The organism is Alistipes sp. i18-0019-D1 (genome assembly GCF_042852885.1).
In the GTDB taxonomy this organism is placed as follows: domain Bacteria; phylum Bacteroidota; class Bacteroidia; order Bacteroidales; family Rikenellaceae; genus Alistipes.
This window is the reverse complement of sequence record NZ_AP031424.1, coordinates 545,995-560,157: the sequence shown is the minus strand read 5'-3', so window position 1 is coordinate 560,157 and position 14,163 is coordinate 545,995. Positions and strand designations below refer to the sequence as shown.

The window sequence follows — 14,163 nt, the reverse complement described above, 5'->3', positions numbered from 1 at the left end:
CGATTCCGCAAGGAATCGTCCGTTTTTTCCGCTGTGGCGCGGGTTTATTCGTCGTCGCGGTACATGTGCTCCACGTAAACGGCGTGCTGCATCGCCTCGCGCTTCGCAATCGAAGGCTTGGTGAAGTACTGGCGGCGGCGAAGCTCCTTCAGGACGCCCGTGCGCTCGTATTTACGTTTGAACTTTTTCAGGGCGCGCTCGATGTTTTCGCCCTCTTTTACCGGCATGATAATCATAATATTCTTTGTTTTTTGTTGTTTTGAATCCGTTTGTTCGTTTTGAAAACTGCGGGTTGCGCATCCCGGATGCACGTTCCCCGAAAAAAGTCGTTTATTCGTCGGCAGGTCCGCTGTCCGACCCGAATTGCAGGTAAGGAGCCAGCCGTGCTGCCTCCTCGCGGGTCAATATGTTCTGTTCTACCAATTCTCCAGCGGTGTTCCAACCTCCTTTCAACTGTCTTGCTTTCAGCAATTTTCGTAATGCCTGCGGTGCTATGTAGGGGTGTCTCCCCAGCACTTTCGGGCTTGCAAAGTTAATATCAATTTTCCGAATTTCGCAACTATCGCAGTAAATTTGTTTCAAAATTTTTTCATAATTGCGTTCCCTCACTCCCGGAACCTCTGCGAGTTGCTCCGCGCGGACGAATCCGCCGAGCCGTTCGCGGTAGTGCATGATCGCCACGACGGTCTTGGGACCGATGCCCGTGACCGAGCGCAGCGTTGCCGAATCGGCCGTGTTCAGTTCCACGGGCTGTTCGATCGGCCGCGCCTTCCGTTCCGGGAAAATGACGTAGGGTTCCAGCGCCGTGGCCACCGAGTCGCTCACGACGTAGCATTCGCTGAGGTCCTCCATATCGTAGATGCCGCTCAAATCCCGCCAGCGGATGAACACCTCGGCCTGACGCTTCGACAAGGCCCCGATGGCGCGCAGGTAGCGGGCGCTCACGGTGTCGATGCGGAACGGCCCGGGTGCGAGCGGTTCAGGGAGAATACGCCCCGTGCGGTACTTTTCAGGTGCGATGGCGTATTTGCGGCCGATGCGCACCCAGGGTTCGAGCCGCCGGTAGAGCGAGTCGCCGATGCCGTAGCAGAGTGTCAGGTCCTCGGGAATGCGGAACACCTTCCCCGCGGCCCGGTATTTCAGCAGGCTCACCGCTTCGTGCTTCGTAAGTCCGAGCCGCCGCAGGTCGTCGAGCGTCGCCGTGTTGGGGTCGAAGTGCGACATCTCGACGCTGTCCGCGGGCAGCGCCTCCTCCATCTCGGCCTCGGCGCGGCGGGCAGCTTCGGGATCGGCTGCCGGGCGTACGAGCATCAGGGCTACGATCAGCAGCCCGGCCAGCGGCAGGAATACCGCTGTCGCGCGTATTTCACGGTCGGAAAAAAGTTTGGCCATGGTTCTGTTTATGCGATCATGCGCTTTATCGTTTCAACCGTCGGGAGCATGTGCCGCCCTCCCTTGGGAAGGGCCGGGGCTTGTAGATGGCGCCGCAGACGGCAATGACGGCGGTCGAAAACGGTTTGTACCTCGAAATATCTATTTGTTTTGTTTATTTTTCGATCTCCTCCAATGCCCGTTTCACCGAGCCCCAGCGCAGCAACAGTCTCCGGGCCTCCGCCTCGTCGAGTCCCGACGCCTCGGCGACCATCCGCGTGCCGCGTGCCACGAGTTTGTCGTTGGTCAGCTGCATGTTGACCATGCGGTTGCCTTCGACGCGTCCCAGCCGGATCATTACCGCCGTAGACAACATGTTGAGCATCAATTTTTGGGCCGTTCCGGCCTTCATGCGTGTCGATCCGGTCACGAACTCCGGTCCTACGACCGCTTCGAGCGCATACTCCGCTTCGGCCGCTACGGGCGACGCGGGGTTGCAGGTGACGGAACCCGTCAGCAGTCCGTGACGGCGCGCCTCGCGCAGTCCGCCGATCACGTAAGGCGTCGTTCCCGATGCCGCAATGCCGATCAGCACATCGCCGGGCGTGGGGTGGTAGGGCGCCATGTCGCGCCAGGCCCCTTCGGTATCGTCTTCGGCATGTTCCACAGCGCGCCGCAGGGCGCCGTCGCCTCCGGCGATCAGCCCGATCACCCGGTCGAACGGCACGCCGTAGGTAGGGGGCAGTTCCGAAGCGTCGGTGACCCCCAGCCGGCCGCTCGTTCCGGCGCCGATATAAAACATCCGCCCTCCGCGCTCCATGCGTTCGACGATACGTTCGACGAGTCGCTCCATGACGGGGATGGTCTGCCGCACGGCTTCGTGCACACGGGCGTCTTCGCGGTTGATGCCCGTGAGGATGTCGTGCACCGACATCCGTTGCAGGTCGTCGTAGACCGAATCCTGTTCGGTGATTCTATGCTCCATGGTGGTATTTCAAAAGCCCTTCGGCGGGCGATTCTACAATGGTTTCAACGCGGTAACCCTCCGCTTCCAGCGCCTCGCGCAGCAATGCTTCAAAATGAGCCGCCACGCCGCCCGCCAGCGAGACGGGAAGTCCCGCCGGATAGCGGCTCAGGTTGCGGGCCGCAAAGTCACGGAATGACCGGCGGACCATTTCGCGTACCTCGACGCAATCCGTGTGCGCGTGTATGAAGGGAGCGAACGATGCCAGGAACCGGTTGGCATAAGGCTCGCGGTAGACGCGGCGGATGATCTCCTCGTAATTCAGCCCGTGCGCCGCGAGGAACTCCTCTTTCAGCGGAATGTGCCCCTTGAAGATGCCGTTCAACAGGTTGCGTCCCAGCACGGCCCCGCTGCCCTCGTCGCCCAGCACATAGCCCAGCGGGGGAATGTTGCACACGATTTCGCCGTCGCGGCACAGGCAGGAGTTCGATCCCGTGCCGAGGATGCAGGCGATGCCCTCCCCGCGGCCCCAGAGCGCCCGCGCCGCGCCCAGCAGGTCCGATTCGACCGTAATATCCGCCGTTCCGAAGTGCGCTTCCAGCTCCCTGCGCAGTTTTTCGCTCGCCTCCGGGAAAGTCTCGCCGCACCCCGCGCCGTAAAACCGCACGGCCGTGACACCCTGGTGCGGGGGCAGTTCCCCGAGGGCTTCGCGTATCTGTTCGGCCGAGTGCTGCACGGCGTTGATTCCCCGCGTGCGCAGCTGTGTCGTGCGAGTGCCGTCTCCCGTGATCCAGGTGCATTTGGTCGATCCGCTGTCTGCTATAAGTACCATGATTCAAATATACGTATTAATCTTTGAATTCCGGGAAAAACGGCATAACTAAATTTTTTAGTTTAAAAACTATGTAAAATAGTTGTATGTGAATTTTTTTTAGTTACCTTTGTTCCCGGGTGCATGAAAAAGGACCGATGAAGCGATGGGCGACTGTTCCGGAGGACGCATTGCCGGCCGGGTGTGTCCGGGAAATCGCAGGACGAATCCGGCGTCAGTCGGACGCCTCCTCTCTTCCGGAGGGTGTGCAGGCGTTCCGACTGAAAACGATATCAGATAAAGATTGTTTGAAAGAAATATGAAAGAGAATTCCGAAAAACTGACACGCAGGGAAGAGGAGCTGATGCGCTGCTTCTGGGAGCACGGACCGCTGTTCGTACGCGAACTGGTGGCCCTGTCGCCCGATCCCAAACCCCATTTCAACACCCTCTCGACGATGGTCCGCGCGCTCGAAGCCAAGGGCTATGTCGCCCACAACTCCTTCGGCAGCACCTACCAATACTATCCGGTGGTGAGCGAGGAGGAGTTTTCGCGTTCGACGCTCGGCAGCGTGATCAGCCGCTATTTCGAGAATTCTTACCTCGGGGCGGTCTCGGCGCTGGTCGAGGAGGAGAAAATCTCGGTCGACGAACTGCGCTGCCTGATCGACCGCATCGAAACCCAAAACCGGTAGCGCCATGTACGACCTGATGATTTACAGCCTGAAAGTCGGCGTCTGCCTGGCTGTCTTCTACCTCTTTTTCAAATTGTTGTTGAGCCGTGAGACCTTCCATCGCTTCAACCGGATCGTGGTTCTGGGGGCGATGCTCCTCTCGTTCGTGCTGCCGCTGTGCGTGATCACGGTCTACCGCGAAATCCCCGTTCTGCCGGAAATCCCCGAAGGGGACGCTGTTACGACGGCCTTCGCCGAACCGCTTCCCGAACCTTTTCCGTGGGAGACGCTTGCCGGGGCGGCATTCCTTCTCGGGGCTGCCGCCACGCTGCTGTGGACGCTTTGTTCGCTCGCCGGGGTCCTGCGCCTGATCCGCTGCGGGAGCCGCGAACGGCTGGAGGACGGGGCTGTGCTGGTGCGCACGGAACGGCCCGTGACGCCTTTCAGCTGGGGGCGCTATATCGTGATGTCCGAGAGGGACCTGGCGGAAAACGGCGATGCCATCCTGCTTCACGAACGGGCGCACCTGCGGCTGCGCCATTCGTTCGACCTGATCGTGACCGACGTCGCGGGCTGCCTGCAATGGTTCAATCCCGCGATGTGGCTGCTGCGCCGCGAACTGCGGGCCATCCACGAATACGAAGCCGACGAGGCAGTGCTCGACAGCGGCGTCGACGCCCGGAGTTACCAGATGTTGTTAATAAAGAAAGCTGCCGGCGGGAGGTGGTACTCAGTCGCCAACAGCTTCAATCACAGTAAACTTAAAAACCGTATTACCATGATGTTACGTAAAAAATCGTCGCGGTGGGCCGGAGCCAGGGCGCTCCTGCTCCTGCCGCTCACGGCCGTCGCCCTGGGGGCTTTCGCCGAAACCGCGTATGTCTTTCCGCAGGAACCGCTCTCGGACGAAACCGTCCTCGTTCCCCTTCCGGAGGACAAAATTAAAAAAGAAAATCGGACCGTCGTGATACGAAGCGGAAAATCTACGAAAAATTTGATGGAAAAGGCACTGATTCTGGTCGACGGCCGGGAGGTGACGACGCTCGACAGCCTCGATCCCGGCCGGATCGAATCCATCTCCGTGCTCAAGGATTCGACGTCGAAGGTTGTTTACGGGGAAAAGGGTAAAGACGGCGTGATTCTTGTAACGTTGAAAAAGGAGGGCGGACAGAACCCGGAGAAGTCCGGTTCAACGAAAACCGCCGCGGTTTCGTCCGCGACGGGTCAGGTCGTAACGCTGAACGGAATCGACGGCTTGGAAGGGACGGTGGTTTCGGTGACGACCGGGGCGGACCTGCCGGACGATGTTCGGGTGATCGGCTACGGACTCAAATCGGGAAACCGGTCGGCCGACTCCGCCAAGACGGTCGTAATATCGGGTAAGTCCAACTTGTCAGGCATCCGTACCACGGGTTCTTTGAAGGGAAATCCGATCATTCTGGTCGACGGGGTGCAGGTCTTTTCCGGACTTGAATCGATCGATCCGGAGCAGATACAGTCCGTTTCGGTGATCAAGGATTCCATGACGCCCGAAATGTATAAGGCACAGGGTTTCGATGCCGTGATCATGATTACGACCAAGCGTGCCGCCGCTGCGCAACAGGCTGCCGCGAAGTCGGCCCGGGAGGGTATCGAAGCCGGGAGAGCCGGGATCGAAGCGGCCCGCGAAGGCATGGAATACGCCCGCAAGTATATGGATTCGGACGCCTGGAAGCAGGCGCAGAAAGCGCTCGACAAGGCCCAGAAAGAGCTTGAAGCGGCCCGCAAGGAGACTTCGGCACAGCTTTCCGAAGCGCAGAAAGCGGTGGGAACGTCGCTTAAACTTTCGGCGGATGCCGGGCATGCCGACCGGGTGACGATTCACGGAACGCCGGAGAGTTCGGTGTCGGTTTATAAGGGACAGGTTACGCTGAAAGGCGGATTTCCCGACGGCATGCTGATCCGTATCAACGGCAGGGAGGCGTCGAAAAAGGATGTTGAACGGCTGAAACCCGGGAGGATCAAGCGCATGGAGGTCTACAAGGGCGACGAGGCCGTGAAGCGTTACGGCGAGAAGGGGCGCAACGGCGTGGTCGAAATCCGCGCCCGCAGGTAAAGGCTTAAAGGAAAAACCATAAGCAGATAAAAAGTTCACGAAAGCGGGGAATTCGAAAGAATCCTCCGCTTTTTTGTGCGTGCCTATTTGAATTCGACGATTTCGGGTCGTGTCGGGCGGTAGCGGTACTGCTCCATGCGCGTCGAGTTCGAAAGGCGGAAATACTCGCTCTCGACCAGTCCGCGCTTGCCGAAGGCCACGCCCAGCCGGATCTGGATCGTGTTGAACACCAGCCGTTCGTTTCGTAGCCGCACGCCCACTCCGAACGAGGTGAAGAAGTCGTTCTTGAAGATATTGGGCGAATAGCCGATCAGTCCGAAGTCGGCGAACCCGAAGACGGCGATGCGGAATCCCAGCGGCTGGTAGGGGGTGAACACCACCGTTTCGGTGTTGAGGATCATGCGGTTGGTTCCGATGATGTACTCCTTGAGGGCTTGCAGGCCGTCGGTGCGTGTGAAGCGGATGCTCTCGTCGCTGCCCGTCGCGCGGTTCCAGCCCTGCGTGTAGTTGAAGGCGAGGAACTGGCGGATGCGGCTGCGCTTGAACAGGAAAAGGTTGGAGAACCACCGCAGGTCGACGTCGACGGCGCTGCGCTGCCACATGCCGTTTTCGAGGTCTATGTAGCTTCCGAGCGTGAAGCCGCCCATGATGTAGCCCAGTCCGCGGAAACCACCCGTTTCGTAACTCGTGCCGAGGTAGAGGGCGTCGTTGAATTCGCCCCACGAATAGCCCGTCGTCACTTCGGCCTTGTAACCCGTCGCGAGGTACTCGCGCGTACCGAATCCGTAGATCATGTTGGCCGTGTAGAATTTCTCGCGGTAGAGCCCCCCGCTGACCAGCAGGGCGTCCTGGTCGTGCAGCGCGGGGTTGTAGTCCGGGGCTACGAGGGGTCTGCGGCTCACGCGCCGGTAGTTGTAGCGTCCCGAGAGGTAAGCGCTCGATCTGATCCCGCGCAGGTAGTGCGAGTAACCGCCCCAGACGTCGAGGTTGCGCTCCTTCACTAGCAGCGACGTGTCCTGTTCGATCATGTAGCGCTTGGCTTTGACGTCGCTGTACGTGAGTCCTATCTCGTAGTCCGTCGGTTTGAGGAAGTCCTTGCGCATGCCGAGGTTGAGCGTCGAGTTGTAGAAGTCGCGTCCGGCGCCGAATTCGGCGGTGTAGAAGGTTCCGAGCAGGTTGGGGATTTCGTATTCGACCATGTTGCCGCCGTAGGAGAAGTCCTTGCGGCTGAAATTGGTCATGAATTTGAGTTTGTTGCCCGACCCGAAGATGTTGGCGTCGGAAAGCCCCACCATCGTCCGGCCCTCGGAATGCCATCCTCCGTCGACGGAGATGGTCCAGCTGTCGCGCGTGGTGATCAGGAGGTTCACGCGTGTCGAGTCCGCCGGGTCGGGGAGCACCGTGACGTCGATGTCCGAGATGTAGTCGCGCGAGCGGATCAGCTGTTTGTTGCGCACGATGAGCTGCGGGTCGAGTTTGTCTCCGGGGCGGAACAGCAGGTCGCGCCGGACGACGCGGTCGCGGGTGAGCATGTGGGTCTTGTTGGCCGTACGTTCGAGCCAGTTGCCGCCGGGATCGAAAACCTGTTGGCGTTCGATGGTGATGTCGCCGATTGTTTTTCCGGCGTAGGGTTCCAGCAGGCGGCTTTCATCGGTCACGCGGCCGCTCATCGTGGTGTCGAGTACGGGTTTTACGAAGAGCATCCGGTAAAGCATGCGCGGCACGGCGCGCCGGCTGGTTTTCGACTGGATGCTGTCGTAGAGACGCTGGTTGCGCGCCGATGCGTCGGGATTCGCCACGCGGGCGCTGTCGGGCGTGAACCGGTCGGGGGTGTGCATGGCAGGCCCCGCGGCACGGACTGAAAAGACCGTTGCCGCTCCGATCAGGATCAGGGAAAATATGCAGAACCGGGCGAACATTGTGTCAAAGATAACGGATTTTTTCGGCAAAAAGTGCGGCCCAGGGGCTTAAATTGAGGATTCGACGCCCATGAATCCCGATTATTCCGTCTCGGCGGCGGGTGCGGCTCCCCGAATGGCTTATAATCGCTGTTTTCCGCCCGCTTCTCTTCTTCTCTTTTCTGCCATGCCCCCCCCCTCCTGCGGAGAAGACAAAAAAGACGGCCCGAAGGTCGTCTTTTTTCATATGCCGTTCGGCGCGGAACGCCCCGCCTTACCTGCGGCCCTCTTTGGCCTCGATGCATTCCGTTGCATGGGGCACTTTCATCAGCCGCTCCTTGGGGATGAGCTTTCCGGTCGTTTTGCAGATGCCGTAGGTCTTGTTCTCGATGCGTACGAGCGCCATTTCGAGATTGCGGATAAATTTCATCTGATGGGCAGCCAAACGACCGCTTTCCTCTTTGGAAAGGGTTGCGGCGCCCTCCTCCAGCACCTTGAACGTCGGCGATGTGTCTTCCGTATCGTTGTCGGCGGTATGGGTGATCGTGGCGCGCAACAGCTCGTAGTCCGCACGCGCGTTCTCAAGCTTTTTCAGGATAAGCTGCCGGAACTCTTCGAGTTCGGCGTCGCTGTATCTGGTTCTTTCGTCTGCCATAATAGTCTCCTCTCTTTTAAGGTTTAGTGTAAAATTAAGCAATATTTCCGATATTACCAAATTTTACCAAAATATATAAGGGGCTATATCCGCGTCACGGCGATGCGCAGCGGCTCGTCGTCCACGTCGGTTTCGACGACCGTTTCGCCTGCCGGTTCCGCTGCCGTGCGAACCTCCACGGCGAGGGTCTGCGAAGCGATGTAACCGGCGAATCGGGCGATTCCGTCGGCCACCAGGGGCTTCTGCTCGATCTCTACGCGGATCTTGTCCGTGACTTCGAATCCGGAGTCCTTGCGGATATTCTGGATGCGGTTTATCAACTCGCGTGCCACACCTTCGGCTTTCAGCTCCTCGGTGACGGTAATGTCGAGCGCCACGGTGAGTTTTCCTTCCGAGGCGACGAGCCATCCGGGCATGTCCTCCGAGGTGATCTCGAAGTCGGCGGGCGTCACGGTGATCCGCTCCGCCCCGAGGTCGAGCACCGTTTCCGGCGCGGCTTCCACTTCGGCGATGCGTTCCTGCGAGAACTCCGCCGTGAGGGCGGCGATCTGCTTCATCCACTTGCCGTAGCGCGGCCCGAGCGTCTTGAAGTTGGGCTTGATGCGCTTGGTGATCAGTCCCGTGGTCTTCTCGATCAGTTCGATGTCCTTGACGTTGACCTCTCCCATGATGAGGTTCTTCACGGCCGAGATACGCTCCGCCGTCGCGGGGTCGAGCACCGGGATCAGGATTTTGGTCAGCGGCTGGCGCACCTTGATCGACACCTTGCGGCGCAGGGCCAGCACCATCGACGAGACCTTCTGGGCCAGCGACATCATCTCTTCGAGGCGGGCGTCGATCAGCCGTTCGTCGGCTTTCGGGAAGGCTGCGAGATGCACCGACTCGTCCGTGTGGCGGCCGCTCACGGCGTTGAGGTCCGTGAAGATGCGGTCGGAGATGAACGGTGCGAACGGCGCTGCGAGCATCGTGACGGTCTCAAGACAGGTGTACAACGTCTGGTAGGCCGCCAGTTTGTCCTCCGACATGCCGCCTCCCCAGAACCGTTTGCGGTTGAGCCGCACGTACCAGTTCGAGAGGTTTTCGCCCACGAACTCCTGGATGGCGCGGGCGGCCGGGGTCGGGTCGTAGTTTTCGAGGGATTCGGTAACGTTCTTAACCAGTGTATTTAAAAGCGAGATGATCCAGCGGTCGATTTCGGGACGCTGCTCCATCGGAATCTCCCCTTCGCGGCCCGTGAAGCCGTCTACGTTGGCGTAGAGGGCGAAGAACGAGTAGGTGTTGTAGAGCGTTCCGAAGAATTTGCGGCGCACTTCGTCGACGCCGTCCCTGTCGAACTTGAGGTTGTCCCACGGCTGCGAGTTGGAGATCATGTACCAGCGCGTCGCGTCGGCTCCGTAGGTGTCGAGCACTTCGAACGGATCGACGGCGTTGCCCAGGCGTTTCGACATCTTGTTGCCGTTCTTGTCGAGCACCAGACCGTTCGAAATGATGTTTCGGAAGGCCACCGAGTCGAACAGCATCGAAGCGATGGCGTGCAGCGTGAAGAACCAGCCGCGCGTCTGGTCGACGCCCTCGGCGATGAAATCCGCGGGGTAGACCTCGCTGAAGCCCTCCTTGTTCTCGAACGGGTAGTGCACCTGCGCATAGGGCATGGCGCCCGAGTCGAACCATACGTCGATCAGGTCCGATTCGCGCTTCATCGGCTCGCCCTTCGACGAGACGAGCACGATCGAATCGACATAGGGGCGGTGCAGGTCGATGTTCGCCGTCGAGTAGTTCTCCTTCGACATGTCGCCGACCCTGAAATTCTTGTACGGGTTTTCCTGCATGACGCCCGCCGCTATCGAACGCTCTATTTCGCCCATCAGCTCTTCGACCGATCCGATGCACTTCACCTCGGAGTAGTCCTCCGTGGCCCATACGGGCAGCGGGGTTCCCCAGAAGCGCGAACGCGAGAGGTTCCAGTCCACCAGTCCCTCCAGCCACTTGCCGAAGCGGCCCGTGCCGGTCGATTCGGGCTTCCAGCGGATCGTCTTGTTCAGTTCGATCATCTTGTCGCGCAGCGCCGTGGTGCGCACGAACCACGAGTCGAGCGGGTAGTAGAGCACCGGTTTGTCCGTGCGCCAGCAGTGGGGGTAGGAGTGGGTGTGCTTTTCGATCTTGAAGGCCTTGTTCTCGGCTTTCAGCATCACTGCGATGTCGATGTCCAGCGTCGGGTCGGTGTCGCACAGCCGCTCGTCGTAGGCGTTCTTCACATAGCGGCCCGCATACTCCCCGTATTTCGCGGCGTCGACGTGCGTCTCCACGAACTCCGGGTCGAGGTCTTCGATCAAAAAGAATCTGCCCTGCCTGTCGACCATCGGCTGGTTCTTGCCCGCGCGGTCGACCATGAAGAGCGGCGGGATGCCGGCGACTTTCGCCACACGGTCGTCGTCGGCGCCGAACGTCGGGGCGATGTGCACGATGCCCGTACCGTCCGAAGTGGTCACATAGTCGCCGACGATCACGCGGAACGCGTCGCCCTCCGGCTTCACCCACGGGATCAGCTGCTCGTAGCGGATGCCCTCCAGTTCGGGGCCCATCCATGTCTTTTCCGCGATCTCGTACGTGCCTTCCATCTTCTTGGTGAAGTAGGAACCCAGCAGGTCCTTGGCCAGGATGACCGTCTGCGGCTGGTCGGTGTAGGGGTTGCGGCACTTGACCTTCACGTATTCGATCGCCGGGCCTACGGCCAGCGCGGTGTTCGAAGGCAGCGTCCACGGCGTGGTGGTCCAGGCCAGGAAGTAAAGGTCGCCCTCGACGCCATCGAAGAGTTTCTCGCTCTTCGCGTCGCGGATCACGCGGAACTGCGACGTGCAGGTCGTGTCCTTCACGTCGCGGTAACAGCCCGGCTGGTTCAGTTCGTGGGTCGAGAGTCCCGTTCCGGCGGCGGGCGAGTAGGGCTGGATGGTGTAGCCCTTGTAGAGCAGGCCTTTGTCGAAGAGCTGCTTGAGGAGCCACCACAGCGTCTCGATGTACTTGTTGTCGTAGGTGATGTACGGATCGTCCATGTTGACCCAGTAGCCCATCTTGCGCGTGAGGTTCTCCCACTTGCCCGTGAACTCCATCACCGCCTCGCGGCACGTGCGGTTGTACTCCTCGATGGAGATCTTCTTGCCGATGTCCTCCTTGGTGATGCCGAGTTTCTTCTCGACGCCCAGCTCCACGGGCAGTCCGTGGGTGTCCCATCCGGCCTTGCGGTGCACGAGGTATCCCTGCTGCGTCTTGTAGCGGCAGATGATGTCCTTGATCGTGCGGGCCATGACGTGGTGGATGCCGGGCATGCCGTTTGCCGAGGGGGGACCCTCGTAGAATACGAACGTGGGATGGCCCTCACGGGTCGTGATGCTTTTGTGGAACGTGTCGCGTGCGTCCCATTCGCCGAGCACGTCGGCGGCTACGCCTGCCAGGTCGAGGCCTTTATACTCCTTGAACTTCATATCGGTAAGAAATTTCTTCGCTAATTTTCTGACAATTGGCAAAGATATAAAAAAAGATTTGAAAAACGGACTTGAAGCGTTCGATTTATGGATGTCCGTTTCGGGAAGCGGTGGTTTGCGGGCGGGTGTTCGCCGATCCCTTTCCTTCGTCCGGCTCTCCTCGCCGCCCGGCTCCTCCCCGCGTCGGAGCCGTTCCTGTCCGGCTTCGGGGCGGCAAGCGGTCCTGCCGTTTCCCGTCCGGCTCTGCGCCCGGGGCGGGGCGGTTTTCCGGGGTTACTCCCCCGAGGGGATGTCGATCCGGAAGCAGGAGCCTTCGCCTGTCACGGAATCGACGCCGACCGAGCCGCCCAGCTGTTCGGCGATCGACTTGCAGATCGAAAGCCCGAGTCCGGTCCCCTGGGTGAATGTGTCGAGTTTGACGAAACGTTCGAAGATGCGTTCCCGGTCTTCGGGCGCGATGCCGATGCCCGTGTCGCGGACGTAGAAGCGAATGTGGCCGGGAATCCGTCGGAATCCGATCGTCACCGATCCTTTTCCGGTAAATTTCAGCGCGTTGCGCGTAAAGTTGTTCAACACCTGGGCAAGCCCCTGCCGGTACTCCGTGATGAAGAGTTCCGGCAGCCCTTCCTCGACGCGCAGTTCCACGCCCGGCCGGCGCTGGAGGCGGAGCGAGTCGGCGATTTCCCGGCATAGATCCCGGGCGTCGAACTGCGTGCGCTCGATGTCCATGCGTCCCGACTCGATGCGCGCCAGGTCCAGCACGTCGGAGATGATTTGCAGCAACAGGGTGTTGTTGCGCAGGATGATGTCGGTGTACTCCCGGCGGGTTTCGTCCCTGTTTTCGTTTGCCAGCAACTCCGAGAAGCCGACGATGGCGTTCAGCGGGGTGCGGATTTCGTGACTCATGTTGGCCAGGAACGCCGACTTGAGTTTGTTGGACTCTTCGGCGCGCTCCTTCGCTTCGCGCAGCTCCTCCTCGGTGCGTTTGAGTTTGGTGATGTCGTAATTGACGCACGCCAGGTCGATCACGCCCTCCTCCGGACGGTAGTCGCGGCAGATGACGTGCGTCATGAGCCAGCGCATCGGTTCGTCCGGGCGGATGACGCGCACTTCGTCGGCGCAGGAGGTTATTTCTCCGCGTTCGAGGCGTGCGAGCAGTTGTTTCATCCTGTCCCGGTCGTCGGGATGTACGTATTGCCAGGTCCCGATGATTTGCGAGACGGGCGTATCTTCCCTCTCTCCGTAGTTCTGTACCCAGGGACCTTTGGTGTAACCCTCTCCCGTAAGGAGGTTGTAGTTGACGCAGCCCACGTGTGCGAAGTCCGAAACCAGGTTGAAGAGGTTCTCGAAATCGTCCAGCTGTTCGCGGCTGCGTGTGGCGTCGGTGATGTCCTCGAGCAGGATGACCAGTTCGTCGTCGTCGCCCGGCGTGTTATAGATCAGGCAGCGGTAGGAGCGTTTGCCGTCCGGGCTTTTCCCGGTTTGCTCCCAGAAGGAACGGGAGGGGATGTGCTCGAATGTAGGGATGTGTTTCAGGGGGTCTATTCCCACTTCGCGGGCCGTTTTCCCGGCATGGTCCTGCGTGCGGATGCCCAATATGCTGCCGGCCTGCTGGTTGATGTACGAAAGCAGGTAATCGACCGCTTCGCCCGATTTGTCGCGCAGGATGTTGACACGCAGGTAGCCGATCGGCAGGTGTTCGATCAGTTGTGCGAGGTGGCTGTAATTGCGTTGCGTCGCCTTGTAACTTTGATTGATGGAGGCCAGGTCGGCATTTTCGGGAGTGCCTTCCGTGATGCGGCGTACGGTCCCGAAAACCGTTCGGACGCCCGTCCGCGGATCGTTGCCGGCCTCCACGGCTCTGACTTGCAGACATCTGCCGCCGTTGGCCGTGACGAACGTTTCGTCGAGCGTGTCGGAGACCTTGAGCGCGGCGCAGCGGGTGTAAATGCGTGCCCGGTGCTCCTCGCCGGGCAGCAGGTAGACTTCCTCGAACGAAATGCGGGTGCGGTCTGCGCCGAAAAGTTCCGCCGCCAGCTGCGAACAGGTCATCTCGCGCTGTCCGAAGTCGAGCCGCCACCATCCGATACCGGAGGCGTCGAGTGATTTTTGCAGCAGGTCGGGGGCGGCTTGTTCGGAGTGCATGGCGGAAATACCCTTATTCGATGATTCTGCAAAAATAGAAAATTTCGGAAGAAAACGAACTGTTGTCCGGAT

Annotated in this window: 10 protein-coding genes; 2 read left to right on the top strand and 8 right to left on the bottom strand. The window is 60.0% G+C overall.

Translation table 11 applies throughout. From position 1 onward, the window contains the following. Positions 1–44: 44 nt before the first annotated feature. The 4 genes from rpsU to ACGHP5_RS02255 form a co-directional block, all read right to left on the bottom strand. The gene (gene rpsU / locus ACGHP5_RS02270) at positions 45–236 is read right to left on the bottom strand and encodes a 30S ribosomal protein S21 (RefSeq protein WP_290531829.1); all 192 of its coding nucleotides are present in this window, start codon (positions 234–236) and stop codon (positions 45–47) included. Between the two features lie 94 nt (positions 237–330). Beyond that, entirely contained in the window at positions 331–1,392 is a 1,062-nt protein-coding gene (locus ACGHP5_RS02265; RefSeq protein ID WP_390567936.1) for a helix-hairpin-helix domain-containing protein, read from the bottom strand. Between the two features lie 154 nt (positions 1,393–1,546). After that, entirely contained in the window at positions 1,547–2,356 is an 810-nt protein-coding gene (locus tag ACGHP5_RS02260; RefSeq protein ID WP_295901413.1) for an N-acetylmuramic acid 6-phosphate etherase, read from the bottom strand. Beyond that, on the bottom strand, positions 2,346–3,167 hold the full coding sequence (locus tag ACGHP5_RS02255) for an ATPase (protein ID WP_337773216.1): 822 nt from the start codon (positions 3,165–3,167) through the stop codon (positions 2,346–2,348). The genes ACGHP5_RS02260 and ACGHP5_RS02255 overlap by 11 nt, the downstream gene beginning before the upstream one ends. 298 nt (positions 3,168–3,465) lie before the next feature. Here ACGHP5_RS02255 and ACGHP5_RS02250 point away from each other — a divergent pair, with 298 nt between their 5' ends. Together ACGHP5_RS02250 and ACGHP5_RS02245 are read left to right on the top strand one after the other, a co-directional pair. Further along, entirely contained in the window at positions 3,466–3,840 is a 375-nt protein-coding gene (locus ACGHP5_RS02250; RefSeq protein ID WP_295901419.1) for a BlaI/MecI/CopY family transcriptional regulator, read from the top strand. Between the two features lie 4 nt (positions 3,841–3,844). Beyond that, the gene (locus ACGHP5_RS02245) at positions 3,845–5,914 is read left to right on the top strand and encodes a M56 family metallopeptidase (RefSeq protein WP_390567935.1); all 2,070 of its coding nucleotides are present in this window, start codon (positions 3,845–3,847) and stop codon (positions 5,912–5,914) included. An 83-nt stretch (positions 5,915–5,997) separates the two neighbouring features. Here ACGHP5_RS02245 and ACGHP5_RS02240 read toward each other — a convergent pair whose 3' ends face one another. The 4 genes from ACGHP5_RS02240 to ACGHP5_RS02225 form a co-directional block, all read right to left on the bottom strand. Then, on the bottom strand, positions 5,998–7,833 hold the full coding sequence (locus ACGHP5_RS02240; RefSeq protein WP_337657105.1) for a hypothetical protein: 1,836 nt from the start codon (positions 7,831–7,833) through the stop codon (positions 5,998–6,000). Positions 7,834–8,086: 253 nt separating this feature from the next. Further along, positions 8,087–8,467 carry a TraR/DksA C4-type zinc finger protein gene (locus tag ACGHP5_RS02235; RefSeq protein WP_015547888.1) on the bottom strand — a complete coding sequence of 127 codons (381 nt, stop codon included), beginning with the start codon at positions 8,465–8,467 and terminating at the stop codon, positions 8,087–8,089. A gap of 83 nt (positions 8,468–8,550) precedes the next feature. Then, complete coding sequence (gene ileS / locus ACGHP5_RS02230; protein ID WP_337773223.1) at positions 8,551–11,946, bottom strand: isoleucine--tRNA ligase; 3,396 nt, start codon at positions 11,944–11,946, stop codon at positions 8,551–8,553. 273 nt (positions 11,947–12,219) lie between these two features. Continuing rightward, the gene (locus ACGHP5_RS02225; protein WP_390567934.1) at positions 12,220–14,091 is read right to left on the bottom strand and encodes an ATP-binding protein; all 1,872 of its coding nucleotides are present in this window, start codon (positions 14,089–14,091) and stop codon (positions 12,220–12,222) included. Positions 14,092–14,163 lie beyond the last annotated feature (72 nt).

Bases quoted from the DNA above. Each gene is read 5' to 3' on its own strand.
- ileS (WP_337773223.1), bottom strand. From the start codon at position 11,946: ATGAAGTTCAAGGAGTATAAAGGCCTCGACCTGGCAGGCGTAGCCGCC.
- ACGHP5_RS02250 (WP_295901419.1), top strand. From the start codon at position 3,466: ATGAAAGAGAATTCCGAAAAACTGACACGCAGGGAAGAGGAGCTGATG.
- ACGHP5_RS02235 (WP_015547888.1), bottom strand. From the start codon at position 8,467: ATGGCAGACGAAAGAACCAGATACAGCGACGCCGAACTCGAAGAGTTC.
- ACGHP5_RS02255 (WP_337773216.1), bottom strand. From the start codon at position 3,167: ATGGTACTTATAGCAGACAGCGGATCGACCAAATGCACCTGGATCACG.
- ACGHP5_RS02240 (WP_337657105.1), bottom strand. From the start codon at position 7,833: ATGTTCGCCCGGTTCTGCATATTTTCCCTGATCCTGATCGGAGCGGCA.
- ACGHP5_RS02225 (WP_390567934.1), bottom strand. From the start codon at position 14,091: ATGCACTCCGAACAAGCCGCCCCCGACCTGCTGCAAAAATCACTCGAC.
- ACGHP5_RS02260 (WP_295901413.1), bottom strand. From the start codon at position 2,356: ATGGAGCATAGAATCACCGAACAGGATTCGGTCTACGACGACCTGCAA.
- ACGHP5_RS02245 (WP_390567935.1), top strand. From the start codon at position 3,845: ATGTACGACCTGATGATTTACAGCCTGAAAGTCGGCGTCTGCCTGGCT.
- rpsU (WP_290531829.1), bottom strand. From the start codon at position 236: ATGATTATCATGCCGGTAAAAGAGGGCGAAAACATCGAGCGCGCCCTG.
- ACGHP5_RS02265 (WP_390567936.1), bottom strand. From the start codon at position 1,392: ATGGCCAAACTTTTTTCCGACCGTGAAATACGCGCGACAGCGGTATTC.